Below are 26,463 nucleotides of genomic sequence, written 5' to 3' on the forward strand. Positions count from 1 at the left end.
AAGTCCCACATTGGAAATTAAACCTTACACCCCCAAATACCGCAATCAAGTGATTGCCTTAATTCTTTACCTACAAAACTATGACAATCAAGTTGATCTCTCGTTGGAAGAACAACCGGATATGGCGGACATCCCCGCCCACTATTTAAATGGTCAAGGTGGCTTTTGGCTGGCCATCAACAATCAGGACATGGTTGTGGGCACCATCGGCCTGCTGGTCGAAAATAGCCAATACGGCGTCCTCAAGAAATTCTTTGTCCATCAGGATTACCGGGGCACGGCAGCCGACGTCTCCCATCGACTATTTGCGACACTGATTGCCACGGCAAACCAGAGAAACCTTCAACATATTTTGCTAGATACACCGGCCGCCTGTCATCGCGCGCACCACTTTTATCGCAAGCATGACTTTAGAGAAATCCCCCGGACCGCTGTCCCTGTGCGCTACGACTTTCCAGACCGGGAGTCCATTTTCTTTGTTAAAGACCTGTAAGTCATTAGTCCACCAAATTTTCACCTGCCACCGTCATCAAATTAACCCTTACAAAACTATACAGTGTGCTGTACAATTTAATCATGAGGTGATGAAATGATTGATGATGGCATGGTTGCGCGCCAGTTGTTACAGCTGGCCCGTCGAATCAAGCAACGGCGAAACCGACACATTCAAGATTTAGATTTAACGACCGGACAGGGGGATGCCCTAAAGTACTTCGCAGAAAATCCTAACCAGACAATTGCGACGTTCAAAGACTACCAGGGCATCACCCATCAGACGGCCCGAGTCATCGTCCAGCACATGGTGGCCCTAGGAGTTGTCACTTTGACAGCCAATCCGCAAGATGGTCGGTCAAAATTAGTGGTGGTCACGCCGCTGGGGTTATCCAAATATGCCCAGTTAACGAAACACGGCTGGCGAACGAGTGAAGAACTTTTCGCTGGCTTTACAGCCGCAGAGCAACAACAATTTTTAGCATTGGCTCGACGCGCTAACGCAAACTTAGAAGGGAAATGATTGGGCGTGCACACACGCTTATACAGTAAGAATGTTCTATTAGTTTTAATCGCAAGTTTCTTTTACTTAATGAGTCCCATGTTGATCAATCCGGTCATCGCGGGCTTTTCAGCAAATAGTGGGGCGAGCAGTATTTTAGCCGGGGTGATTGCCGGCGCCATGAACCTAACCGCCCTCGTGTTACGGCCGCTAGCAGGTAATTTAACCGATCGTATTTCTAAATACAGCCTCACTCTAATTGGTGGCATCTCCCTGTTGGTGGCAAGCCTGGGGTATACGTTTACCACGAATGTCGCTTTAATTCTGCTTTTCCGTGTGATTAGTGGTTTTGGCTATACCTTGTGTTCAGTCTGCATGGCGACCTGGATAGCCGATCTCTTACCCGCCGACCGAATCGGTTCTGGCATGGGCATTTACGGCCTATCAAGCGCCCTGGGCATGGCTGTGGGCCCGGCATTCAGTGTCTACTTATACCAACAGTACAACTACCAAAGCGTCTTTTGGGTCGCATCTTTCTTTAGCGTTTTAATGTTGATTGTCATTCAATTTGTCAGCAACCGAGGGCTTCCCAGCCGGCCCAAGGCAACGCAGTCAAAGACAGCTAAAAAAATCCAACTGGTTCAGCCTAAGGTCGTCCCTTTGGCAATCATCTTACTCTTATTCTCCTTACCCTATTTTGCTACGGAAACCTACATCGTGAGCTATATTGCCCATTGTCACTTTGCCGTCCCGGCAGGCGCCTTCTTTCCCGCTTACGCCATTATCTTGTTAGTAATGCGCCTGCTGCTACGCGATGCCTTTGACCACATCCCGTTTAAAAAATTCTTCTGGTTATGTTTAGGCTTTAACCTATGGGGCATCATTGGACTCACCGATTTAAAAAATTGGTTGATGTTGTTCCTGGGCGCGTTCGGCTTCGCGGCTGGTTATGGCCTAATGTTCTCAATTTGCCAGGCGAAGGCGCTGACACTAGTCCCCATGTCGGATCGCGGCTTAGCCAATAGCACCTTCTACATTGGCGTGGATATCGGGATGTCGGGCGGACCGGTACTGGCCGGAATTATCACGGCCGTCTTACCCTGGACGTGGCTCTACCCGGTCATGGCACTGTCGTTACCCGTGACGGTGGTCGTTTACCTGGCCAATCGACGGCTATTAGCCTAACATTTAATGTGAAAATGTAAATTTTTAATCATTTCCAACTTTTATCAAGATAAATTGAAACTTATCGTGAAAGCGACCCGTGATAGGCGTATGATAGGAATACTGCTGTTTTTCGGCGTCCCACCAGTGGTCGGTGGGCGGTGACTGGGGCAGTCGGCTATCTTATACTTATGTGGAGTTGAAATTATTTATGCATGATTCTTTATTCATTCGGTGCATCGCCGAATTTATTGGGACGGCCATCATGGTTGCCCTGGGTAACGGTTCCGTTGCCAACGTTGAGCTCAAGGGTACCAAAGGCTATCACGGCAGTTGGCTGTTGATTGGTTGGGGGTACGGGATTGGCGTCATGATTCCCGCTCTCATGTTTGGGACCATTTCCGGGGCCCAGATCAACCCGGCCATGACGATTGCCTCGGCCGTCGTCGGCAACTTCCCGTGGCAAGAAGTACTGCCCTACGTGGTGGCGCAACTGCTGGGGGCCATCATCGGTCAGCTGGCCGTGGTGCTCGCCTACAAGCCCTACTACGAGAAAACAACGGATACGGAAGCCATCCTGGGAACCTTTTCCACGATTGATGCCGCCAATAGTAAGCTGAACGGCTTCATCAACGAATTTCTCGGGACCTTCCTGCTGGTACTGGGGGCCGTTGCCATGACCGCTGACAAATTGGACCCCCGCGCCGACTTCATTGGCCTGGGCTTCCTGGTCATGTGTCTGGTCGTTTCCCTGGGTGGTCCCACCGGTCCGGCGTTGAACCCGGCCCGTGATCTGGGTCCCCGCCTGCTGCACGCCATCTGGCCGTTCCCCCACAAGGGAAGCTCGCAGTTTGAATACAGCTGGGTGCCAGTCATCGCGCCAATTGCCGGGGCCATCTGTGCCACGGTTCTCTGGCAAACGGTTTTTAACTAAAGTTATTCAAAAAGTCATGTTCGCGCTGAACATGACTTTTTCGTTTCTATTTTTTAAACAGCCGGATAACTACGCCGCCACCTGTTCTCTGCTTCCCCGTTTTCTTTTTAAAAAAATCGCCACCTAAAACTGACTCTTCAAACTTCCAATATTCTTAATCACCACCGAAGTACTGCCATCCGGATTCGTTTCAAACGCAATCGCATCCCGGTTCTTCAACAAGCTAATCGGCACGTTGATTTCAATCCCATTATCTAACTTGATCTTTTGGCGCTCATATTTCTTTTCAAAATAGTCCGCGTTGGGGACGGTAACGACTGGTTCAATCGCCTTCTTAGTCAGTTGGTCCTTAAATTCTGCTTTAGCTTCTTCTTTCTGGTCAAACACCACATCGGCGACATAATCATTATCGATGACGCCATCCGTCTCGATACTGTCGTGAATCGCCTGTTGCGTCTTGGACGTGATGGTGAAGTCATCCCCGTCATCGTACTGTTCTGAAATTTTTTGAATCGATTTTTTGATCTGCTTAACGTTGTTCGAAACTTTGACGGGAACCGCCGCAACGTTAAGAAAATCCCGCGACATCAGCCACTTACCACTGGCACCCGTGTACTGCTGTTCACGTAACTGAACTTTATCGCCATCAATCAGGAGCATGTTCTTGACCCCCTGACCAGGCGATGGCAGGATACTATTGTTTTGAACGATGTTATTAACCAAAGCATCCTCGTCATACTCAATGTTGTGGATATAGCGCTGGGTGTAATCCAACTTGGCAATCCCAATCATTTGGCTCAAGTCCTCTAGTTCGACGTTAAAGAATAACAAGTCGCCACCGGGAATTTTTTCATTGACCTTGATACTGTCAAAATAATCCAGCGCAAATTTTTCCGTCAGTTTTTGAAAATCGTCACGCCCATTCCAGAACTGTTCGAGCATCGGAATCCGTGATAGCGCCAACTCTACATATTCACTTTTTTCAAATTTATCAATCACTTTTTCAACGTACTTGGAAATTTCAAGGTTATCCTTAGCAATCTCTTTTTGCGACAAAATAACGTTGCCGGAGTCCTTATCCAAGATGTGGTCAATCACATTTAGAATTCGCATTACTTCTCCTCATTATGCATACCGGTATTGAAATACGGTTTAGTTGCTGGTAAAACCCAGCTAATATCATTATAGCTAGTGTTGACTACGAAAGCTATCGCCACTAGCCGCTCTTATTTCGTCTAAACCAAGTGACCAAACAAGCGTATACTGGTGAAAACAAAATTGCGTTTAAAAAAAGTTTCGCAAAATGAGGCATTTCCGACTATCCTAGAGAGGTAAGCAGGATGAAAATGGAGGTCTTCAAGATGGAATTTAACGTCACACGTGACGGGTTAACTTTAGCAGGCATTTACGAACCAGCACCGCAGCCCAACGGCACGGTTGCCATTCTCATGCACGGTTTCACGAGCGACCGCGGGTACACGCCCACGGCCTTACTGGTTCAACTGGCCCAACGTTTGCGGGCAATTGGTGTCAGTACCGTGCGCTTTGACTTTAACGGCCTGGGACACAGCGATGGCGACTTCGCCAACATGACCGTTCTCAACGAAATCGCCGATGCACAGGCCGTGTTGACTGCCGTTCAGACCCGACTCAAGCCACAGCGGATCGACTTGCTGGGTCACTCCCAGGGTGGCGTGGTCGCTAGCATGCTGGCTGGTTACTACCCCGATGTGATTCACAAATTAGTGTTGATGGCGCCCGCCGCCACACTGAAGGATGATGCCATTGCCGGGCACACCCGTGGCTTGGCTTACGACCCGCACCACATCCCCGCCCAACAGCCCATGGACAACGGCATGACGCTAGGCGGCTTTTACCTCCGCACGGCCCAACTGCTCCCTATCTATGAGACCGCGCAGGCCTTCGCCGGTCCCGTCTGCCTGATTCACGGGGACGCCGACCAAATTGTGGCCCACCGCGCATCCGAACGCTACGACGCCGTTTATCAAGACAGTACCCTGCACCTCATCCCCGGCGCCAGTCATCGGCTAGACGGTGACGCCCGCGAGACGGTCCTGCAGCTAGCCACCGACTTTATTCAAGATTGATTATCGAACGCGCTCAGTCAGCGACTGGACGCGTTTTTTGTGGCTATTTTTCAGGGGATTCATCACCCAACTGGTCGTTGATTACCTCCCCTAATTATCATGACCAACCTGCTTCTTTTTTCGTTCCCTTTTCCCGAAAAACCCGCTATAATCAGTTAGGTTACACCAGATTTCGTCAAAAAATTCTAAGCATAGAGGAGGTAGCCTGATGACGCAACCGATTATTACCTTGCGCAATGTCACCAAACGTTACGGGACCCATACCATTCTAAAAAATATCAATTTGACACTGGAACCCGGGAAATTCTATACCCTGCTTGGCCCGTCAGGCTGCGGTAAAACCACGATTCTCCGGACGATTGCCGGCTTTACCGATGCCACTGACGGCGACGTCTTATTTGCGGGTGACCGCATCAACGACGTTCCCGCCAACAAACGCAACGTCAACACGGTCTTCCAAGACTACGCGCTTTTCCCCCACCTGACCGTGGCGGAAAACGTGGCCTTCGGGTTGACCCTGAAAAAACGCCCCAAACCAGAAATTGCCGAACGCGTCGCTCAAGCCTTGAAGCTGGTCCAACTGGCCGATTACGGCGACCGGGAGATCAGCGCGCTCTCCGGTGGTCAGCAACAGCGAATCGCCATTGCCCGCGCCATCGTGATGGAACCCCAAGTCCTGTTGCTGGACGAACCGCTGTCCGCTCTGGATGCCAAGCTCCGGCGACAAATGCAATACGAACTGCGCGACCTGCAGCAACGATTGGGCATCACCTTTTTATTCGTGACCCATGACCAGGAAGAAGCCCTCGCCATGAGCGATGAGATCTTCGTCATGAGTCAGGGTGAGGTCCTGCAGAGCGGCTCCCCCGTCGACATTTATGACGAGCCCATCAACCATTTTGTCGCCGACTTCATCGGGGAAAGCAATATCTTACCCGGTAAAATGATTGCTGACTTCCAGGTGGCCTTCGGGGGCCATCAATTTGAATGTGCCGACGCCGGTATCCCGGTCAACGAGGCCGTGGAAATTGTGATTCGCCCCGAGGACCTCACGCTGACCGACCCGGCCAATGCCAAGCTGACCGTGACCATCGACACCCAGCTGTTCCGGGGCGACTACTACGAAATCGCCGCCACCGACAGCCTGGGCAACGACTGGCTGATTCATTCCGTCAATCCCGCCGAGGATGGCGAGAGCGTTGGCATCACCTTCCGCCCACAGGACCTCCACGTCATGCGGTTCGGGGAAAAGGAAGCCGAATTCGACGCGCGCCTCGAGACCTACGAAACGGAGGATGAGTCCCATGACGAACCGTAAAACGTGGCTGTACTTCATCCCCTACGGCCTGTGGCTCGCACTGTTCGTGATTGCCCCGGTCGGCCTGATCATTTATCAATCCTTCTTTGACCTCGGTCACCACTTCACGGTGGCCAACTACGGCACTTATTTTCAGTCGGCCACCTATCTCAAGATGACCCTCAACTCCGTCTGGTACGCCTTCTTGATCACGCTGTTCACGGTGCTTATCAGTTACCCCACGGCTTATTTTCTTCATCAATTAAAACACCGCCAGTTCTGGCTTCTGCTGGTGATTCTGCCGACCTGGATCAACATCCTGCTCAAGGCCTACGCCTTCATCGGCATCTTCAGCCAGGCCGGCCTCGCCAATCAGTTCCTAACGTTCATTGGCATTGGCCCGCAGCAAATTCTGTTTACCAACGCCAGCTTCATTTTCGTGGCAACCTACATTCAGATTCCGTTTATGATTTTGCCAATTTTTAACGCCCTCGACGACCTCAATCCGGCGTTTATCAATGCCAGTAAGGACCTGGGAGCCAGCGCCTGGCAGACCTTTCACCGGGTGATCTTCCCGTTAACGCTGCCCGGCGTGAAGGCTGGCGTCCAGGCCGTGTTCATCCCCTCGCTCTCCCTCTTCATGTTGACGCGCCTGATTGGCGGCAACAAGGTTATCACGTTGGGGACCGCGATTGAGGAACACTTCCTGACGACCATGAACTGGGGCATGGGCTCCACGATTGGCGTCGTCTTAATCGTCGCCATGATCATCGTGATGACCCTGACCGGCGACCAGAAGCCGAAGGGAGGGACGCCCCGATGAAACGCCATTTAGCCAACACCTACTTAGTTCTCGTCTTCATTATCTTGTACGCACCCATCCTGTTTCTCATCGTCTACTCCTTCAGCCAGGGCGATACCATGACCAACTACCACGGCTTCACCTGGCGCCATTACCAAACGCTGTTCAGCGACGCCCGCATGCTGGCCATCGTGGCCAACACGCTGCTGGTGGCCCTACTGTCCTCGCTGATTGCCACATTGATTGGTACCCTGGGCGCGCTCAGCATTAATCGGACGACCAAACGCGTGACCCGCGAGTCGCTGCTGACCCTGAACAACGTCTTGATGGTCTCGCCCGATGTCATCATTGGGGCCAGCTTCCTGATCTTCTTCACGATGCTCAAGATTCCCCTGGGCTTCGGCTCCGTTCTGATGAGCCACATCGCCTTTGAGATTCCCATCGTGGTCCTGATGGTGCTACCCCGGTTGCGCGAAATGTCCACCTCCATGCTGGATGCCGCCCAAGACCTCGGCGCCACGACCCGGCAGTTACTGTCGCGCGTCATCATTCCCTTTATCTCACCAGGAATCTTCGCCGGCTTCTTCATGGCGCTCACCTACTCGCTGGACGACTTCGCCGTAACCTTCTTCGTCACCGGTAACGGCTTCTCGACGCTGTCCGTGGAAATTTACTCACGGGCCCGCCAAGGCATCAACCTCGAAATCAACGCGCTGTCCGGCGTCATGTTCCTCTTTTCTCTGTTGCTGGTTGGCGGCTACTACTGGATTCAACAGGCCAGCCAGAAACGCAAACACCGTAAGCGGGAGGTGGTTTCATGAAACGCTTAGTGACCATGGTCGTGGCCCTGCTCGCCATTTGCGGCCTGCTGGGCTACACCAGCAATCGCCTGGAACGGTCCAGTGGAAGCACCGGTGACAAGGTGCTGAACCTGTACAATTGGGGCGATTATATTGACCCCAGCCTACTGACCAAATTTCAAAAGGAAACCGGCTACCATGTGAACGTCGAGACCTTCGACAACAACGAAGCCATGTACACTAAGATCAATCAGGGGGGCACTCACTACGATTTGGCCGTGCCGAGTGAATACATGGTCGCCAAGATGAAGCGTGCCCACCTCTTGAAGCCGTTGGACCAGAGTCGGCTGACCGGTTGGCAGAACTACGATTCACAGTTTCTCAACCAGTCGTTTGACCGCGGCAATCGCTACTCCATGCCCTACTTCTGGGGCACGCTGGGCATCATTTACAACGATAAATTTGTCAAGGCCAGTCAGGTCCAGCACTGGCAAGACTTGTGGTCCCCGAAGTTTCGCGACAAGATCATGTTGATCGACTCGGCCCGCGATATCATGGGGATGTCCCTCGTGACGCTGCACAAGTCGATGAATACCACGGATCCGGCAACGTTGCTGGCGGCCGAACACAAGCTCAATCAATTGGCGCCCAACGTGAAGGCCATCGTGGCCGATGAAATCAAGATGTACATGACGCAAAACGAGGCGCCGCTGGCTGTCGACTGGTCCGGTGAGGCGGCAGAAATGCTGGCCAACAATAAACACCTGCACTACGTCGTCCCAAGTGAGGGCAGTAATCTGTGGTTTGACAACCTGGTCATCCCCAAGACGGCCCAGCATACCAACGCCATCTACGCCTTCCTCAACTTCATGAGTCAGCCCAAAAACGCGGCGCAAAACGCTGAATACATTGGCTATGCCACGCCGAATCGCAAGGCCAAGGCGCTCCTGCCCAAATCGGTTCGTGATGACCGCCAGTTCTACCCCACGCAGGCCACCATCGACCATCTGCAGGTCTATCGCGACTTGTCGCCAGCCAAGGTCGAGCTTTACAACGACCGTTATCTAGAATTCAAGATGCACCACTAGGTTGGCCTGTCAGCGGACATCGTCACCGACTGACAACTTACTAGCTGATATTAGCTTTGCTAATGATTCGAAAAAACTACGATTATCTGTACGCTTACAGATAGTCGTAGTTTTTTTGATGCAACTTATATAGGAGTCACTATTTTATCCTGGGTAAATCGTTGATTCGCTTAAGAAGTATTGGGTCTTGCCGACCTTGTACCCCGCAGCGATTTCAACCGAGTTCAGAACGTTCTTAGACTTGGCGTTGTAGAACATCGTGCCATAGAACTGATTGAGGCGCTTAATCGTTACCTTATAGCGGTAATTGCCCTTCTTGCTGACCTTACTCCCGATGGCCTTAGGCACGGCACCCTTGGTATAGAGGGTCAGCGTGCTTTTAGACTTCGACGTCTTGGTAATCTTCATGGAAGTCGTGGGGTTTTTATCTACGCCGTTCACCCTGAAGGGACTGCTCTTGTAGTATTCCAGGTAGCCATTGGGCGTCACGTGGACCCGCGCCATCTTGGCCTTGGTATCGTTCTTAGGATATTTCGTGCCCTTGTACAGGTTGCCATCGGCCATGTAGTTCCGCAAAGCCCCGTCCGGATAAGTCTTCTGGGTTGCGTAGAAGCCAAGATACTTGGGCACTGACACGTGTTTGAAATTCTTGGTTGTCGCCGGGATTGATTCCGTCATGGTTGGCGACAGCTTGTAAGTCTTGCGAATGTTATAACTCAATTGATTGATGTTGAGGCCGACCCAGGTCTTGCCATTGCTAGCACTGATGGCTTGAATCTGGACCACGGTGCCCTTAGGAATCGTAATGGTCCCCTTCTTCACCGAATTCTTGGTGACAATCTTCCGTTGCGTCTTTAAAAATTTATGCGTGGTCACGCCCAAATACTGGGTACTGGCCTGTGCCGGCAAGGTACCGACCCCACACATGCCAGCGGCGATTAGCCCCGCCACAATCCATTTGCCTTTAATCAACTTGAACATCCTCCCAAAATAAGGTTTGCACTTATTATACGCCAACCAGAGAAAAGACGGCAGTAAAAAAAGCTCGTGAATGGGCGTCTCCGCACCCACTCACGAACTTCTTTAACCGAAACTCCCAGCGATATAATCTTGGGTCACTGGAATTTGCGGATTGCTAAACATGGTCCCGGTCGGCGTGTACTCCATCACGTGACCGAGGTGGAAAAAGGCACATTGGCTGCTGACCCGTGCGGCCTGCTGCATGTTGTGGGTCACGATGATGATGGAGTATTTCTTTTGTAATTCCAACAGCGTTTCTTCCACCTTCACCGTCGAGATGGGATCCAGCGCGCTACAAGGTTCATCGAGCAAGAGCACGTCGGGTTCCATGGCAATCGAACGGGCAATACATAACCGTTGTTGTTGCCCACCAGAGAGGGACAGGGCACTCTTATCAAGACTGTCCTTAACTTCATCCCAGAGTGCGGCACCCCGCAGGCTCTTCTCGACCCGTTCTTCCAATTCTGCCTTATTCTTCAGGCCATTGGCCCGCAACGCGTACACAATGTTTTCCCGAATCGACTTGGCAAAGGGGTTAGGCCGTTGAAAGACCATCCCGATGTGCCGGCGAATCTCGTAAATGTTTACGGTCGGTTCATTGATATCCACATTGTGGTACCAGATTTTTCCCGTCACCGTGGCAATCCCATCGTTCATGCGGTTCAGTGACCGCAGATACGTGGACTTCCCGGAACCAGAAGCGCCAATCAACGCGGTGATCTGGTTCTTCGGAAAGGCCAGGTCGGCGTCATGCATGGCGTGGTTGGCACCATAGAAGACTTGTAGATTCTCAGTCTTCATGGCTAGCGATGTCTTATCATCAAAGGTTTGCACCGCTGTTTCTTCAAATGAATATTGTTTTAACATGGCTGCTCCCCCCTATTTGCTAGCCGTGACGCGCCGGTACAGGAAGTTCCCCAGTAACCGGGCACCCAGGTTGAATAACAGAACGGCAATGATCAACACAGCTGAGGCTGCAGCGGACAGTTGGGCTGCATTGTTGGCTAGCCCTTCCGTGTTAACCTTCCAGATGTGGACCGCCAACGTTTCCGCTGGTCGGAAAGGATTCAACGGACTGGCTGGATCCATGGGATTCCAGTCACCAAAGTTGGTCACAGGCGCACTTTGACCGGCCGTGTAAATCAAGGCAGCGGCTTCCCCGAAGACCCGCCCAGCACTCAACACGATTCCAGTCACGATTCCTGGTAAGGCCACTGGCAAGATGATGCCAATTTCCGTTTTCCATTTGGATAAGCCCAATGACAGGCCTGCTTCCCGTTGACTCCGAGACACGGCGCTCAAGGACTCTTCAATGTTCCGCGTTAATAACGGGAGGTTGAAGAACGTCAGCGCAATGGCCCCAGAAATAACGGAAAAGCCAATTTTAAATTTCACCACGAACAGCAAGAACCCAAACAACCCAACGACCACGGAAGGCAGTGAGCTCAGGACTTCAATCGCCGAACGAATTAAACTCGTCCGCCAGTTGTCCTTGGCGTATTCTGCCAAGTAAATCCCAGCGCCCAAGGAAATGGGCACGGAAATCAACATGGTCAGAATCAACAGATAGAAGGAGTTAAACAGCTGAACACCAATTCCGCCAGCACCACTAAAGGCATCCGTCGTCCCCGTCAGGAATGACCAGCTCACGTGCGGCAGTCCTGAAATCAGGATGTAAGCCAGTAAGAAGACCAAGATACCCACGACCGTCGCCACGATTAGATTAATCACGACCGTCGCCAAAAAATCAGTTCGTTTAGCGTTCATGTTTCAGTTGCCCCCTCTTAGCAATGACCCGCACGAGTGCGTTGAAGAATAATGACATCAGTAACAGGATCAGAGCCAAGGACCATAAGGCGTTGTTTGGCAGCGTCCCATCAATCGTATCCCCGATACCAGTGGTTAGTTGACTGGTTAATGTTGAAGCGGGTGAAATTAAGTTCTTAGGCATAATCGCCGCGTTCCCGATAACCATTTGAACGGCTAAGGCTTCCCCGAAAGCCCGGGCCATCCCAAAGATCACGGCCGTCAAAATCCCCGGCGTTGCTGAACGCAGGATGACCCGCGAAACAGTTTGCCAACGGGTTGCACCCAACGCCAAGGAAGCTTCCTTGAAGTGGCGAGGCACTGCCCGTAAACTATCGACCGTCATGGATGTAATCGTTGGCAGGACCATGACAAACAGCACGAAGGTAGCGGAAATAATTCCGAACCCGGAGCCGCCGACCACGTGGCGCATGAATGGCACCACCACGGCCAGGCCAATGAACCCGTACACAACGGAAGGAATCCCAACCAGCAATTCAATCACGGGTTGTAAGAGTTTCCGGCCCTTGTTTGGTGAGATTTCGGTCATGAAGATGGCCGTCCCAACAGCAAAGGGTGTGGCCACAATCGCAGCGGCAAAGGTCACCGCGAAGGACCCGACAATCATCGGTAAGGCCCCAATATGACCTTGATCAGGCGCCCAGTTGGTCCCAAACAAGAACTTGGTCAGGCTAACGTGGTTCTGGGTAAACGTGGCAACCCCTTTAGACGTGATAAACCAGAGCATTGACGCCACCACCAAGATGATGACCCCAATACAGAGGTAGCTAATCCCTTTACCCATCCAGTCCTCACGTGTGGCCCGCGTGGCGTGATGCAAGCGCGCTGACCAGTCGTTGGACTGCGATTTCTGTTTCTTAAGTTGAAAATTTGTTTGCTCCATCTGTTGACTCCCCCTTAAAAAAAGTGAAGGTGCTACGACCGCACCTCCACCCATGTGACTACGACAATTTGTTCGTGGCGCTTAGTTCTGGGTCACAGTTCCCTTAGCGTCCTTAGTAACTTTCATATCATGGATACTGATGTAGCCCATGTCTTTAACCAAACTGTCTTGAACAGTCTTGGAATCCATGTACTTCAGGAAGGCAGCAACGGCTTTGTCAGGCGTGCCCTTCGTGTACATGTGTTCGTAGGACCAGATCTTCCACTTGTTGTTTTCAACGTTGTTGTCCGTTGGCGTGACGTTGTCAATGGAAACAGCTTGTAACTTGTTCGTGAAGTATGAGAAGGCCAAGTAGCTAATGGCACCAGGTGTCGTGGCAACAATCTTTTGAACGGCACCGTTAGAGTCTTGTTCTTGTGACTTCACAGCGGTTGCGCCCTTGAGAACAGCATTTTCAAAGGTTGCTCGCGTCCCACTACCTTGCGCACGGTTGATGATGACGATCTTCTGGTCTTTACCGCCAACTTCTTTCCAGTTGGTAATCTTACCAGTAAAGATTTGTTTTACTTGCGCCATCTTTAAGTTCTTGATGCCGGCATCTTTGTTCACAACGGGTGCCATCCCAACAACGGCAACCTTGTGGTCAGTCAATTTGTCTGCCTTGATACCTTCTTTTTCTTCAGCGAAGATATCTGAGTTCCCAATTGAAACGGCCCCAGCTTGCACTTGGCTTAACCCAGTTCCGGAACCCCCACCTTGAACGGTCAAGTTAACCTTGCTGTTCTTAGCTTGGAAGTTGGCGCCGGCCTTGGCAGCCAGTGGTTGTAAGGCGGTTGACCCCACAGCCGTGACCTTGCCAGAAAGTGCTTCACTACTGCTACTCTTGCTGCTAGTCGAACTGGTTGCCTTACCACAGCCCACTAATAGTAAACTGATTGTTGCAATCCCCATCGCTAACTTTGTTCCCTTATTCATCTCTGTCACTCCATGTCTTTTTAAGATATAGTAGAACCACCACAACGTAAGCTAAGTCGCAAATGTTTCGTGGTGCCTCCCCTTAACTTACAAGGCCAATTCTACGTGGTGAATTTATGTTTTTCGTCGCAATCGTGTAAATTTTCGGTAAATGTTGCCGAAATCTCTATAAATTCGTTTATATTGAGATACTTAACCCCCAAACACGATTAATCAACTAATTACGGGTGATTAATTGCGTAATATCAAGAGAATGGCTAGAATTAAAGGTAAGAGGTGACCAGAAGTGGCAAATAAAAATGCAAAAGCCGCACGGCACGCCATCATCGTTGATATGAACGACTTTTTGATGGACTACGCTGCCAACAAGTTAGGGAAACAACCCGACTTGGCTGAAAAGGTAGCAGCTGCCGCAAAGAATGATCTTTCAGAATTAGACAGCCTATTTAAAGACAACGGTGTCGGTCGACGGACCAAGTACCTGGACCTCGCTGCGGGCTTTCTCCGCGACGAAGCCGATGCTGACGACGAAGACACCAGTCACGATTTTACCGCTGCTAGCGACGCCTTGGCTAAAGAAGCAATGGCTTACCTTAGCAGCCACACCAACGAGTTCGACCGTTGGGAAGAAGAATAAGCGCTGATTGAAACACAAAACACCCCACGAAAAAAATTCGTGAGGTGTTTTTATTTTGCTTTACTTCCACTGCCAGAGGTCAGCCTTCATGTTGGTCGCAATGATTTTGGCCAGCAAATCAACAAACTGATCGGGCATGTAGGCGGTCGTATCCAGTGTCGTTGCCTGGTCGTTGACCTTAGTGATGGTCAGGCCTTGATGTTCCAGCGTCAGCCCGTACTTGGGGGCAATCTGGCAGAGTCGTTCGACTTGTTCTTCGTTCACGGGAGGTCCTCCTTGTCTAGTGTCTTTACCACGAGCTTAGCCAATCCCCCCGGCCACGTCAAGTTGAACTAGTCTTTGCTTTCGCCTCCGGGATGGTAAAAATTGACGGCACCTATCGTTCCCGACGGTGGGCTCAAACTGCCCTGCTGTGGGGAACGGCTCCAGCCTGAGAAGCGGTCTGGGGCCTCGCCTTGAAACCTCGCTAAGGTTCGCGAGTTTCCAAGGTCGTCCCGTGCTCTAGGCTGAAAGGCCCTCAGCCAAGACCACCGACACAGCTGAGCAGTTTGGCCCACCTCTGGTCACTAACACTAGCAGCCATTTTTACCATCCCTGCGGCTGACACTAGCCCAGCTCCAACTTGACCTTGTCGTTTGTCTTCCTAACTATTTTCCACACCAATTGTTCATAAATAAACCCCATGACTACGGAAAAAGCCATGAGGCAGAAAAGTTTTAATTTTAAAAATAGTAATTGTTATCAGCTACCAGACATAGAAATGAACTCGCCAATGTAAGCGACCAGAGGCGGGCCAAGAGTCCCAGCTGTGTCGATGGTCTTAACTGAGTGAACTTTCTCAGTTTAGAGCATGGGACGTCCTTTGAGACTGGTGGTTTTCCAGGCTTAAAGGCGAACTGGAAGACCGCCCCTCAGGCTGGAAGCGGGCCCCACAGCAGGGACTCTTGAGCCCGCCATCAAGAACAACCTGACGACTGTCGTGAAGCAATTGGCAACACAACTGGTTCTCACAACCACCGTGTAAGCCGTGAGGGCGGCGAAAATAACGTCAGCTGTGGGAATGCCCTTGGTAGTGTTCTTAGCTGCTTAGGGCATTGGCGTCTTTGAGACGTGGCCTACGGCTCAAAGCGAGGTCGAAGACCGCTCTCTGGCTTCGACCGTCCGCCCCAGCGTTCCATGTTATTTTCGCCGCCCGGTAAGGCGCTGACAACGACTGACTTGGCGTTTAATAACAATACTTGTCTTTGGCTAATTGCTGATGAATGGCGGCGGCTAATTGGGCTTCGTCTGGACCATCCGTCACCACCTGCACAAAGTCACCCCCATGCTTCGAAAGCTCCGCGACCTCCTGGGCTCGTTTGGGATTCAGGTCCGTGTTGCGCACCCGAATCGTCGCCGTTCCTGTGTAACGCTGACAAATTTTCTGGAGCGCGGCACTTTCGTCAGTTGCGGGCATTTCTTGGTATAATGGGAATCCGATTGTTTTCATCTGTAATCACCTCTGAATTAATTGTAAGCGATTACATAGTCTTTGCCAATACCTTTTCCCATTTTTCACAAAGTCACTGACCGAACCCTTCCTACAGCCGCTGCTCTAGGAAAAATCACATGGCATTTTGGTTCACGACTTTCCGAACACGCGTTCAAACCCGGGGCAAAGTGTGGTATGATATTGCCAGAAATGGAGGCGATGGCGGCATGACCACCAAACTTGGCGTCCGGGAATTAGTGGAGTTCACGCTCCGTACCGGCGACCTCAGTGCCACTTCCGGCAGCCAAAACACGGCCTTACTGGGCGCACAGATCCACCGTCGTCTACAAAAACAACGCGGTGAAAATTATCAAAAGGAATACTACCTCGATAAAGAACTGACCCTAAACGGCGACGACTACCTGCTTCACGGCCGGGCCGACGGGGTCACCCTGACCGAAGACGCCGCCAGCATCGAGGAAATCAAGACGTCTGAAACCGTCTTTGACCAGCTGAGCGACAACACCCTGACCCTCTACTGGGCGCAGGTGAAAATTTATGCTTACCTTTTAATGGAAAAGGAATCTAATTTAGATCAGGTCACATTGACCCTGACCTACTTTCAGACCAACACGGAAACGACTACCCAAACGGACCAAATCATCACGCGTGAAGCGGCCGCGGCCTTCTTTAACCAGGTCATTACGGAATACATTACCTGGCTTAAATTCCGCTCGGACCTGCGTGAACGACGGGACCCCACCATTCAGGCGCTGACCTTCCCCTTTGGTCAGTACCGACCGGGGCAACGCGAGCTCGCCGTGGCCGTCTACAAGACCATTCTGACCAGCAAACGCCTCTTCGCCGAGGCCCCAACTGGGACCGGGAAGACCATTTCCACGCTGTTCCCGACCATCAAGGCGATTGGCGAGGGCGTGATTCAACGCATCTTCTACCTCACCGCCAAGCAGAGCACGCGGCGGGTGGCCGAGGAAGCCGTCGACCTGATGGCCAGTCAGGGACTGAAGCTCAAGAGCATCACCCTGACGGCCAAGGATAAGATCAAGTTTCCCGAGGAGGCCGACCTCCAGCCCGACGAGAACCCTTATATGCTGGGCTATTACGACCGGTTGAAGCCGGCCTTACTGGACCTCATTCAACATAATGACCAGCTCACCCGCCCGGTCATCGAAGAATACGCGCGCAAACATACGCTGGACCCGTTTGAATTTCAGCTGGATGCGAGCCTCTTTTGTGATATCATCATCGGCGATTACAACTACCTCTTCGACCCGCAAGTCCACCTTCAGCGCTTCTTTGCGACCGAAGACCCCGATAACTTTTTCCTGATCGACGAAGCCCACAACCTGGTCAGTCGATCCCGCGATATGTACTCAGCGGAAATCAATAGCCAGCCGCTGGACCGCTTAATCGAAACCAGTCGGGACCTGGCACAAGCCACGCCCAAGCTGCGACGGCGGCTCCAAGACCTGCGTGCTACCTTTAGTGACATTGCCCAACCATTGATTGACGACGGCCAAACCGACAGTACCTTTTTGATGCCGCCGGAAAACTTCGACCACGACCTTAGCCGCTTGGTGGAGGCCATTCACGACTGGTTGGTCGACCAGCCCCAGACGCCCTTCACCCAGGCCATCCTCGACTACTACTTCGCCGCCATCAGCTACCAGCGCATCGGCGAGTACTATGACGACACCTACCGCATGCGCCTCGAGCTGGACAACGGCAATATCATGCTCAAGGAGTTGTGCCTGGACCCCAGCGCCTTTCTCGCCGACAGCCTCGCGCTGGGCCACGGCGCCGTGCTCTTCTCGGCCACCCTGTCGCCCATGGACTACTACCAAAACGTATTGGGCGGCGACCAGGACAGTCTGGCCTACCAGCTCGACTCCCCGTTTGAACCCGCGCACCAAGAAATTCTAGTCACGACCTACATTCAAACGACTTACAAGCAGCGTAACGCCAATCTCGCCAACATCTTACTGGCGATTAAAAATTTGATTGATGGCAAGACCGGCAACTATCTAATTTTTTTGCCTTCCTATAGTTATCTACTCGACGTCAGCCAGGCCTTTCATCTGGCCTACCCGCACGTCAAAACCGTCTGCCAGGAATCGCAAATGGCCGAGGCTAATCGGACGGCCTTTCTCGCCAGCTTCACGGCCAATCCCAGTGAAACGCTGGTCGGCTTTGCCCTGCTCGGTGGCATTTTCTCCGAGGGTATCGACTTGAAGGCCGACCGCTTGATTGGCGTTGGCATCGTTAGTGTCGGCTTGCCCGGACTCAATCCGGAGACCAACCTGTTGCGCGACTACTTTGACGAGCGCTCCCACCGTGGCTTTGCCTACGCCTACCAGCTCCCCGGCTTGAACAACGTGTTCCAGGCGGCCGGCCGGTTGATTCGCGGGTCGAAGGACGTGGGGGTTATTTTACTGATGGATCAACGGTTCGCCAGCCCCCGCTACACCAACCTGTATCCACGCCACTGGCAACATTTCCGCCGAATTTATCGGCCCGAACAGCTCAGTCCCGCGATTGAAAATTTCTGGCATCAGGAGGTGCCCCAATGAAAACCAAACTCACTTTAGAAATGGAAGCGACCCTCTACGCCTACTGCCGAGAAGCTGGCGCGTTTGCGGTCGAAGAGGTCACCATGCCCGACGACGCTGGGATTGTGGACACCCTGAGCTACCAGGAGATGTCCGATAAATCCATCGAGTGGCGCTGCTATGAGCTGAAGGTCACCAAGAGTGACTTTCACTCGAAGGCCAAGCTCTCCTTCGTCGGCCACTACAACTATTTCGTCCTGCCGCTCAAGCTCTACCAAACGGTTCAAGACGAGATTCCACCCCGCATCGGCGTCCTGATTTACCGGCCCTTCGATGCGGAAATGCTAGCGACCGCAACCGAAGCACCCAGCACCCCGGGCTACCTGACCGTGGCCCGGCCGCCGCGTCATCAGGACCTGCAAGTCTCCGCCTCGGAACTGACGACCCGCTTCATCGCCTCGCAGGCACGGGAGGTCGGCAAGGCCAAACAGATGGCGACCGGTCTCAAACAATATTCAACCGACCGGCTCTACCAGGAATTGAAGAAACGCCATCAACATTATGATATCTACGATCCGGATGCCAACTTCTATGATCAGTTCATCGAGGATACGCAGTCGACGGCGGTCACGGCCCTTCAGAGCGAAATCGATGCCCTAAACTTAGAACGGCACGACCTCCAGCAAGAGTTAAAGGAGCAGCGGCCATGATTTATTTCCCTTACTTTCGCGGGCGGCAATTCGACCTTTTGGCCCTGAAAAATATTGCCCAACAACACATTCTGCCACCGAACATCATCCCGATTATCGAACCTGTCCGGGACATCCGGGCTTTGCCCCAGACCGTGGCGGCCTTCGTCGAACACGACCAACCGCTAGTGGTGATCGCCAATCCGACCGTCAGTGACTACGCCTTGACCCAACAAAAGCTCCACGATTGGCGGCCCTACGCGGATAATCCCCAGTTAATCGTCGGCCATATTCTGACGCCCACCATCATCCCCGCGAGTCTTCAACCAGCCGCGGAACACCGGACGTTGCTGGTCGGTCGCCAATACGATGAACTGGTTGCCGCCCAACATGCTGGCTGGCTCAACGACCCGAGCTACCTGCTAGTACCGCCTGAAGCACGGATTCGCCAGCTCATCACCCGGCCCACCGTCAGTCTCTTTGACCATGCCTGGATTCCGGAGCACGAGCGCAGTTACGCCGACATCACCGATGGCTTCTTCAGTGACGACTGGGTGCTCGCCACCCTCGACAGCTATCACGGCGTCAGTGACTACACGATTGGTGGCGCCCATTACAGCGAGCACGGCTACCCGGCCCGCGCCGTCACCCTGCACCTCACCTACTTTCAGGGTGACCAATTGCGCATCCACCGCTTCGTTTCCGATGACCGCGAAGACTTCCGCCATCCCAAGGAGAAATTTTTCCAGGCCGTTGCCAAGCTGGCCGCCTGGTTGCCAGACCACCCGGATGTCCAAACACCGGCGGCTCTGGCCCTGGCGGACTACCATGCCACGCAACATTTCCCCGGACTGGGCGTGGTGAAGCGCCTCAGCCTGGAGCACCATCTACAAACTATGGCCACTTACTTTAAAGCACACTATCCAGAATAAGGTTGTCGAGATTGCCGTTCCCGGCGGCGGATTCAACCTGATCTGCTGTGGGGAACGGTTTCGGCCTGTGAAGCGGTCCTACACCTCGCCTGAAAGCCTGGAAAGCCACCAGTCTCCCAGGTCGTCCCGTGCTCTAAACCGAGAAAACCACTCAGTTAAGACCACCGACACAGCTGTCCAGGTTGATCCGCCTCTGGTCACTAATACTGTCCAGCTATTTCTTGATTTGCGAAATCAGACCAGGCCACGAATAGTTAACATCCCCCTATGCTAGTGGAAATTGCTCACAACAAATCGCATCCTTAACACATCACTAGTTTGCGTGAGAGACCCGCTACCAGCCGTCAGACCGTGAAAATTAGTAACACTGCACAACGTTAGTGACGACCTCATTTTTAATTTGTGAAACATGACCCGTCTGCCAATCGTTAAAGCACGCTTCCACATTAATGTAGAAAAATTCATACCACAGTAGAACATTGCCAACGAATCGCTTAGTTGCATGGAAAATCCACGTCAGCCGCAGGATTGGTAAAATGAACCCGCGAGGACAATGTCAGTGACCAGAGGCAGATCAACTTTCCCAGCTGTGTCGGTGGGCTAGGCTGGGGAGAATTTCCCCAGCCTAGCCCACGGGGCAACCTTTGAGACCGCTTTTCAGGCTCAAAGTTGAGGTGGAAGCCCGCCCTTCGGCTGGAACCGACCCCATAGCAGGGAAGGTTGAATCTGCCGCCGGGAACGCCACTTTCGGCCACCGCGTTCCGGCTCAATTTTCAACAGTCAAAAGACATAAAAATAGCGCCTGGGAAAAATTTTCCAAGCGCTATCCGTTTAATTATTTAGAATTTAGCTGGTAAGACGCTGACACCTTCTGGGACCATGAAGTCCTTTTGGGCCAACGTTAACTTCCCACTCTCGGCGTCGCGACTGAACAACGAAGCGTTATCGGAGTTTTGGTTAACGACCAGCAATAAGCTTTGGTCTGACGTCCAGTTGAAGTCCCGTGGGAAGTCACCTTCCGTGGAGATCCGTTGAACCAGCGTCAACGTGCCATCATCAGCGGTGGCGAAGACAGCCAGGGAGTTGTTCCCCCGGTTTGAGACGTAAATGAACCGCCCGTCCTTGCTCATGCGAATGGCTGCGGCACCGTTGTGCGTGGTCCAGTCGGCTGGAATCGTGGAGATGATACTCTTCACAGCCAGCTTGCCGGTGGCGGCGTCGTAGCTTAACGTGGCCACGTTGCTGCTTAATTCACCAACGAGGTAAGCGACACCCTTTTTGTCATCAAAGACGATGTGCCGTGGGCCGTAGCCAGCTGGCATGTCGAGTTGACTGACGGGAGATAATTTGCCATCATCAGAAACGTCATAAACGTAAACCTTGTCGGACCCTAAGTCACAAACGACTAAGCGGTTGTCCGGCGTCAGGTCAGCGAAGTGGGGATGGGGACCGTCAGCTTGTTCAGGCGCTGGGCCAACGGGATCCTGGTCAACGACCTTATCCGTTTCCTTCAACGTCCCATCAGCGGCGATGGCGTAAACCGTCACAGCAGCCGTATGGTAATTGGCCGTGTAGACCAACTGCCGCGCTTCATCAACCGACACGTAGGCTGGTGAGGCACCCAATTCCAAGACCTGTTGAATGGCCCGTGGCTTTTCTTCAGATACATCATAGATGATCAACCCACCGTGGGTCGTGCCATCCGTTTCTTTTTTGTTGATGACGTACAGGCGCTTAGCTGCAGCCTTTGCGATGTAAGTCGGGCTCCCAGCTGATGCTAACCATTCGCAGTCCATTAACTTAGGCGCTGCGGTGTCTACGGTTACCCGGTAAATCCCACGACTAATGCGCTTGGTATAAGTTCCAATGTAAAAATCTTCCGTCATGTGTGCTGCCCCTTTCAACTTGCCAATATCACTCTTAAGTATAGCACAGCTGGCTAGTAAAGGCCGGTGAAGTCATTTTACGGGACGGAAGCGTGCGTCAGTCACCCTAGTGGTTACCAAATATCTCCGAAACTTAGTTGCAACCATCCTCTGAGATTAGTATGATGTAATGTAACCACCCGCTTAAAGAATAAGCCGTTTGACGGTCGGCTCACACTGACCGAAACCCCTTTTCTCTAAGCCAATGCACGTACCTACAGAATGACTGCCAAGAAAGGACTCACCGCACATGTCTAGTTTCGAAGGGTATCATCCCCTTTTGACACCGCTATTTCGTTTCGACTGGCTCACCCAATTCAAGTTAAAAAATGTGGCGGATCTCACCACTAATGACCTGGGGGCCACCGCCGACTGGGTCAACGCCACCATGCACGACACCATGGACCGTTCCGCGCTCACCTGGGGCATCGAACGGCGCCGGACCCACAAACTCATTGCCTGGGGCGGCTTCAGTGACCTCGACCTGACCGCTCATACCGGTAAAATTGGCTTCAACGGCAAGCGCGTGCCCGTCAACGAACAACAGGAAATTGTTGACCGACTGGTTCATTTCGGTCACGAAGAACTTCAACTGACGGACATGACCCTGACCAGCGCCGGCAAACTAGACGACGCCGTGCTGGCCGCTGCTGGCTTCGTGCAAACGGACGGCCAGTGGCGCTGGACGTTCCGCCGCTAAAATTAAGTGTAAACAAAAGCCCATTTCTGCGCGAAATGGGCTTTTTTCTTATTTCGAGGCAAAAACTAATAATCCCGTGCCACCAGTGGTGCCGGTTGGCGTGCCAATCTTACCGGCAATCTGCCACCGTTGCAGGTCCTTTTGCTGTTGGGCAGTCAGCTGCGCATCCACCGCCTGCTTGACCGCGGCCGCGTTGGTCGGGTCACTCACATGGAACCGCACCAGGTAAAGGGCACTGTAGCTAGCATTATTGGCGGTCAACAGCTGATCAAAGTCATCTTGGGAACTTGTGATCTGCTCCGTTAAAATGGGCTGATTGTCCGCTGAGGCAAAGACTTGATTGACCGCGGCCATCAGGTCACCGTCGTAGGCCGCGTGCGGGAACAACTTCATCAAATTGATGTCGGCTGGTTGGAGCCCGGCCGTCTTGGTAGCCGTTGCCCAGTTCATCGTCGCCGTCGTTGCCGCTGCGGGCGTGCTGGCCGCGGACTTCAAGTAGCCACGCCAGATCCACCCACCGTGCTGACCATCGGCGCTGTTCACGTGATAGTAAATTAAGTACTTCCCGGTAGCCACGTCGTACAGCTTTTCATGGGCATTCGTGTACCACGTCACATCCGGTAGACTGCTGTTGTACCCATACCAGGTGCCTAAATGTTTGGAGTACCGACTACCCTTTACGGCGGTCAGCGCGTGCCGCTTCATACTAGCACGCCAAACCAACCGAACGGACTTGGACCGACTGGCGGAATATTGAGACTTGGCCGAAGCCGTAACCGTCCCCAAGCCGCCGACCAAACTAATACCGACGCCTAACGCAATGATTCCTTTAACAAATTGTTTCATGTTCAAACCTCCCCGATTCTTCTTTTAGTTTAGGTGGGAAACGAGTTAAAGTCTACTGGATTTTTTCAATCGTTGCGCAAAATTAAGTAAACCCCGTAAGCAAAGAGGTAGCACCGAGGTCAGAAACGATTCTTATAAGCTTCCATCGTAAGCTGTTGTCGAGTGTGAGAGCAAAATAATTCGATGAAATTTCCAATAATAAAAGAGCCCTACCTATTGGCAAGGCTCCGCTCAGTCATTCTTAAATTTACGAGCTGAAGGTTGAAATTAAATACCTAAAGACTTGAAAAGATCTTCCTGATTGTGAGTGGTTGTTAACCTTTCAGTTTCATTAACAACATCATCAATTTCTTTTTGGATTTCAGGACGTACGTTAGACTGCGACCGTGTGAACGTAGATTGGTCCTCCATTCGTTTCTGTTCTCTAGTAACAAATAACAATCTAGCCGAAGCTATTCGATTTTGATCCAATGTTTTTACTCCGAATGCTTTTATAGCTTTAGCTTTCTGCGAGACATGTAATGCCATAATTGATTTCATTTTTAGCTTCATGAGTACTCCCTCTCACACAGATTCAATCTAAACTCCCACCAGAGCAATGGGCATGCAACTCACTGGATTAAACCGATGTTAGCCGCAGGACTGGGAAAACTGGGCCGGTCGTGGAAGTGACCAGAGGCGAGCCAAGGTGACCAGCTGTGTCGATGGTCTTAGCTGAGGTTTCTCACTCAGCTTAGAGCATGGGACAACCTTTGAGACCGCTTCTCAGGCTCAAAGTTGAGGTGGAAGCCCGCCCTTTGGCTGGAACCGGCCCCACAGCAGGGCGCCTTGAGCGCGCCGACGGGAACGGACGCGACCAGGCCCATTTTCACCAGTCCGGAGGCGATGACTACATCCGTTTAATCCTCGGTGACGCGCTGGTTTAGCTCTTCGGCGATGCTGAACGACTCGCTGTAATAAGCGTCGTGCACGCCCAGGTAGTAACACCCCAGGCTTCCCAACGCCACCACCACAAAGTCCAGCGGATATGGCAACCAGCCAACACCGCCAAACTCATGGCTCCCAACCAACGACATCACTGTCAGCCAAATCATTTCGGCCAACAACCAGCGGCTCCCTTTGAGACTCGCCCGTAACGCGCGCCAGCCAGCCGGTTGCCGCACTTCATAGTAGACGTAGAACACCAGGCCCAACGCAATCACGCCGAAGACCTCAATCGTCGTCGGCCACTTGGCCCAGTAGATCGCCAGGCTGGCTAAAATGTAAGCCAGCGGTGCCCACCAATGCAGGCCTCGCAGGCGAAATGGCCGGACAAACTTCTTGCCCTGATGCCGCAGCGCTGCCACCGTGACCGGTCCCGTTAAATAAGCAATCAACGTGGACGTGGAGATGACATTTGATAAGGCACTCCAGTTCCGGAAGCCTGCGACCAGCACGACACCCAGGAACATGTCGACAATCATCGCCCGCCGTGGCGTTTGATATTTCCGATTAATTTCACCCAACCGCGTCGGCATGTGCTTGGTGCCCGTCATCGCGGCCAGCGCCCGACTCGTGGTGGCCACGAACGAGACCCCGGTCCCAAATGGCGAGACGAAGGCGTCCAGGTACAGCAACGTCGACAGCCAGCCCAGATTCAAGAGAATGGCCAGGTCGGCGAATGGTGACTGGAAGTTGACCCCCTGCCACCCGTGCGCCAGGTTGCCAGCGGGCACGGCGCCAATGAAGGCCACCTGCAGCATCGTGTAGATGACGGTGCTAATCCCAAAGGCAATCACGATGCCCCAGAGAATGTTGCGCTCCGGATGCTCGATTTCATTGCCCATATTAATCGTCGTTTGAAAGGCATTGTAGGAGAAAATAATCCCCGCGGCGGTCGTGGCCGAGAAAATCGACGCACTACCACCTGGCATAAAGCCCGCTGTCTGGCTGAAATTGTGGGGATCAAACCCGGTCCAAATCAACACGATAATCGTCAGCGTGGGAATCAGTAATTTAAAAATTGAAATAAAACTGGTAAAACGTGTCAGTAATTTGACTGACCAAAAGTTTAACAACGTAAAGGCTAGGATGAACAAAAAGACAATGACTAACCCTTCATTGGTGATATTGCCATTTTTTAAAAATCCCCGGGTCCAGTTGGCCCATGACCACGGCCAGGACGCCATGTACTGTACGGCCGCAACGGCCTCAATCGGGATAATGGTTAAGAGCGATAACCAGTTCGCCCATCCGGCAACGAACCCCAACAAGGGCCCGTGGGAGAAGGCCGCGTACTGGCTCATCCCCCCGCTGGTCGGAAACATAGTCCCCAACTCGATATAATTCAGGGCAATCAGGCCAATGACCACGGCCCCTAAAATCCATGATAAAACTGCGGCCGGACCGGCAATCTGGGCGGCCATCCCCGCGCCAAACAGCCAACCCGAGCCAATGATGGCACTCAGCGTTAACATGACTAGCGAAAACAAACTCATCTTGCGCTTCAAGCCAAATTCCTCACTTTCAAAAAATAATCACGCAAAACAGTGCTAGGTAGCCGGTCAGACTGACCAACCCCCAAAACTAATTTTGATATGTTCGACTAATTTTACACTTGCTATCTGGCAATGCAATAAGAAAGTGCAAAGTCTTTGCTTAGAAGGCGCTGACCCATATCTCATTGCCCAACAAAAACAAAACAGGCAGCGGACGTTTCCCAAAGGATAGTCGCGCTGCCTGTCGTTAAGTTATCAGTAAAATAGCTGTCTAATAATAGAATCAATCAATACATTTCCCGCTTAAACCAGCTAGTGTCACGC

26 protein-coding genes are annotated in these 26,463 nt (G+C 52.3%); 14 read left to right on the forward strand and 12 right to left on the reverse strand.

Translation table 11 applies throughout. The annotated features are described in order from the left end of the window. The first annotated feature begins 10 nt into the window (after window positions 1-10). From JUF13_RS03600 to JUF13_RS03615, 4 genes are all read left to right on the forward strand, one after another. Complete coding sequence (locus tag JUF13_RS03600; RefSeq protein WP_203637765.1) at window positions 11-493, forward strand: GNAT family N-acetyltransferase; 483 nt, start codon at window positions 11-13, stop codon at window positions 491-493. Window positions 494-589: 96 nt separating this feature from the next. Then, the gene (locus JUF13_RS03605; protein WP_203637766.1) at window positions 590-1,015 is read left to right on the forward strand and encodes a MarR family winged helix-turn-helix transcriptional regulator; all 426 of its coding nucleotides are present in this window, start codon (window positions 590-592) and stop codon (window positions 1,013-1,015) included. A 6-nt stretch (window positions 1,016-1,021) separates the two neighbouring features. Then, complete coding sequence (locus JUF13_RS03610) at window positions 1,022-2,179, forward strand: MFS transporter (RefSeq protein WP_203637767.1); 1,158 nt, start codon at window positions 1,022-1,024, stop codon at window positions 2,177-2,179. 190 nt (window positions 2,180-2,369) lie between these two features. Next, on the forward strand, window positions 2,370-3,092 hold the full coding sequence (locus tag JUF13_RS03615) for an MIP/aquaporin family protein (RefSeq protein ID WP_125763317.1): 723 nt from the start codon (window positions 2,370-2,372) through the stop codon (window positions 3,090-3,092). A gap of 123 nt (window positions 3,093-3,215) precedes the next feature. Here the strand turns inward: JUF13_RS03615 and JUF13_RS03620 are convergent, their stop codons facing one another. After that, window positions 3,216-4,205 carry a nucleoid-associated protein gene (locus JUF13_RS03620; RefSeq protein WP_203637768.1) on the reverse strand — a complete coding sequence of 330 codons (990 nt, stop codon included), beginning with the start codon at window positions 4,203-4,205 and terminating at the stop codon, window positions 3,216-3,218. 248 nt (window positions 4,206-4,453) lie between these two features. Between JUF13_RS03620 and JUF13_RS03625 the strand changes: the two genes are divergently transcribed. The 5 genes from JUF13_RS03625 to JUF13_RS03645 all read left to right on the forward strand — a co-directional run bounded on the left by JUF13_RS03625 (window position 4,454) and on the right by JUF13_RS03645 (window position 9,187). Continuing rightward, window positions 4,454-5,200: an alpha/beta hydrolase gene (locus JUF13_RS03625; protein ID WP_203637769.1), complete on the forward strand. Its 747-nt coding sequence runs from the start codon at window positions 4,454-4,456 to the stop codon at window positions 5,198-5,200. Window positions 5,201-5,408: 208 nt separating this feature from the next. Further along, complete coding sequence (locus JUF13_RS03630) at window positions 5,409-6,518, forward strand: ABC transporter ATP-binding protein (RefSeq protein WP_203637770.1); 1,110 nt, start codon at window positions 5,409-5,411, stop codon at window positions 6,516-6,518. After that, window positions 6,505-7,320: an ABC transporter permease gene (locus tag JUF13_RS03635; RefSeq protein ID WP_225893633.1), complete on the forward strand. Its 816-nt coding sequence runs from the start codon at window positions 6,505-6,507 to the stop codon at window positions 7,318-7,320. The genes JUF13_RS03630 and JUF13_RS03635 overlap by 14 nt, the downstream gene beginning before the upstream one ends. Continuing rightward, window positions 7,317-8,120, forward strand: coding sequence for an ABC transporter permease (locus tag JUF13_RS03640; RefSeq protein ID WP_203637772.1), 804 nt, complete (start codon window positions 7,317-7,319; stop codon window positions 8,118-8,120). The genes JUF13_RS03635 and JUF13_RS03640 overlap by 4 nt, the downstream gene beginning before the upstream one ends. After that, a complete protein-coding gene (locus JUF13_RS03645) occupies window positions 8,117-9,187 on the forward strand; it encodes an ABC transporter substrate-binding protein (RefSeq protein WP_203637773.1) in 1,071 nt (356 codons plus the stop codon). Before JUF13_RS03640 ends, JUF13_RS03645 begins: the two co-directional genes overlap by 4 nt. A gap of 144 nt (window positions 9,188-9,331) precedes the next feature. Here JUF13_RS03645 and JUF13_RS03650 read toward each other — a convergent pair whose 3' ends face one another. From JUF13_RS03650 to JUF13_RS03670, 5 genes are all read right to left on the reverse strand, one after another. After that, window positions 9,332-10,159 (reverse strand): hypothetical protein, encoded by an 828-nt coding sequence (locus JUF13_RS03650; RefSeq protein WP_203637774.1) that lies wholly within the window; start codon window positions 10,157-10,159, stop codon window positions 9,332-9,334. A gap of 111 nt (window positions 10,160-10,270) precedes the next feature. Next, entirely contained in the window at window positions 10,271-11,074 is an 804-nt protein-coding gene (gene pstB, locus JUF13_RS03655; protein WP_125763333.1) for a phosphate ABC transporter ATP-binding protein PstB, read from the reverse strand. A gap of 12 nt (window positions 11,075-11,086) precedes the next feature. Then, entirely contained in the window at window positions 11,087-11,974 is an 888-nt protein-coding gene (pstA, locus tag JUF13_RS03660) for a phosphate ABC transporter permease PstA (RefSeq protein WP_125763335.1), read from the reverse strand. Further along, window positions 11,964-12,818: a phosphate ABC transporter permease subunit PstC gene (gene pstC / locus JUF13_RS03665; RefSeq protein ID WP_225893636.1), complete on the reverse strand. Its 855-nt coding sequence runs from the start codon at window positions 12,816-12,818 to the stop codon at window positions 11,964-11,966. Before pstC ends, pstA begins: the two co-directional genes overlap by 11 nt. 180 nt (window positions 12,819-12,998) lie before the next feature. Then, a complete protein-coding gene (locus tag JUF13_RS03670) occupies window positions 12,999-13,892 on the reverse strand; it encodes a phosphate ABC transporter substrate-binding protein PstS family protein (protein WP_203637776.1) in 894 nt (297 codons plus the stop codon). A 286-nt stretch (window positions 13,893-14,178) separates the two neighbouring features. Here JUF13_RS03670 and JUF13_RS03675 point away from each other — a divergent pair, with 286 nt between their 5' ends. After that, complete coding sequence (locus tag JUF13_RS03675) at window positions 14,179-14,529, forward strand: hypothetical protein (protein ID WP_203637777.1); 351 nt, start codon at window positions 14,179-14,181, stop codon at window positions 14,527-14,529. 60 nt (window positions 14,530-14,589) lie between these two features. Here the strand turns inward: JUF13_RS03675 and JUF13_RS03680 are convergent, their stop codons facing one another. Further along, entirely contained in the window at window positions 14,590-14,793 is a 204-nt protein-coding gene (locus tag JUF13_RS03680; protein WP_203637778.1) for a hypothetical protein, read from the reverse strand. Window positions 14,794-15,754: 961 nt separating this feature from the next. After that, a complete protein-coding gene (locus tag JUF13_RS03685) occupies window positions 15,755-16,018 on the reverse strand; it encodes an HPr family phosphocarrier protein (protein ID WP_203637779.1) in 264 nt (87 codons plus the stop codon). 209 nt (window positions 16,019-16,227) lie between these two features. Here JUF13_RS03685 and JUF13_RS03690 point away from each other — a divergent pair, with 209 nt between their 5' ends. The 3 genes from JUF13_RS03690 to JUF13_RS03700 are packed head-to-tail and all read left to right on the forward strand — an operon-like array spanning window position 16,228 to window position 20,191. Further along, the gene (locus JUF13_RS03690) at window positions 16,228-18,591 is read left to right on the forward strand and encodes an ATP-dependent DNA helicase (RefSeq protein ID WP_203637780.1); all 2,364 of its coding nucleotides are present in this window, start codon (window positions 16,228-16,230) and stop codon (window positions 18,589-18,591) included. Further along, complete coding sequence (locus JUF13_RS03695) at window positions 18,588-19,280, forward strand: hypothetical protein (RefSeq protein WP_203637781.1); 693 nt, start codon at window positions 18,588-18,590, stop codon at window positions 19,278-19,280. Before JUF13_RS03690 ends, JUF13_RS03695 begins: the two co-directional genes overlap by 4 nt. After that, window positions 19,277-20,191, forward strand: coding sequence for a sce7725 family protein (locus JUF13_RS03700; protein WP_203637782.1), 915 nt, complete (start codon window positions 19,277-19,279; stop codon window positions 20,189-20,191). Before JUF13_RS03695 ends, JUF13_RS03700 begins: the two co-directional genes overlap by 4 nt. Before the next feature lie 839 nt (window positions 20,192-21,030). On the opposite strand, the gene JUF13_RS03705 is transcribed toward JUF13_RS03700, so the two are convergent. Further along, entirely contained in the window at window positions 21,031-22,077 is a 1,047-nt protein-coding gene (locus tag JUF13_RS03705) for a lactonase family protein (RefSeq protein ID WP_203637783.1), read from the reverse strand. 289 nt (window positions 22,078-22,366) lie between these two features. Here JUF13_RS03705 and JUF13_RS03710 point away from each other — a divergent pair, with 289 nt between their 5' ends. Continuing rightward, window positions 22,367-22,816, forward strand: a complete 450-nt coding sequence (locus tag JUF13_RS03710) for a GNAT family N-acetyltransferase (protein WP_203637784.1) — start codon at window positions 22,367-22,369, stop codon at window positions 22,814-22,816. Window positions 22,817-22,864: 48 nt separating this feature from the next. Here the strand turns inward: JUF13_RS03710 and JUF13_RS14400 are convergent, their stop codons facing one another. From JUF13_RS14400 to JUF13_RS03725, 3 genes are all read right to left on the reverse strand, one after another. Continuing rightward, window positions 22,865-23,662 carry a hypothetical protein gene (locus tag JUF13_RS14400; protein WP_225893632.1) on the reverse strand — a complete coding sequence of 266 codons (798 nt, stop codon included), beginning with the start codon at window positions 23,660-23,662 and terminating at the stop codon, window positions 22,865-22,867. A gap of 267 nt (window positions 23,663-23,929) precedes the next feature. After that, window positions 23,930-24,214, reverse strand: a complete 285-nt coding sequence (locus tag JUF13_RS03720) for a hypothetical protein (RefSeq protein ID WP_203637785.1) — start codon at window positions 24,212-24,214, stop codon at window positions 23,930-23,932. A gap of 347 nt (window positions 24,215-24,561) precedes the next feature. Further along, the gene (locus tag JUF13_RS03725) at window positions 24,562-26,151 is read right to left on the reverse strand and encodes an APC family permease (protein WP_373301396.1); all 1,590 of its coding nucleotides are present in this window, start codon (window positions 26,149-26,151) and stop codon (window positions 24,562-24,564) included. Between the last annotated feature and the right edge of the window lie 312 nt (window positions 26,152-26,463).

The sequence above is a fragment of the Levilactobacillus wangkuiensis genome (genome assembly GCF_016861605.1).
GTDB classification, from domain to species: domain Bacteria; phylum Bacillota; class Bacilli; order Lactobacillales; family Lactobacillaceae; genus Levilactobacillus; species Levilactobacillus wangkuiensis.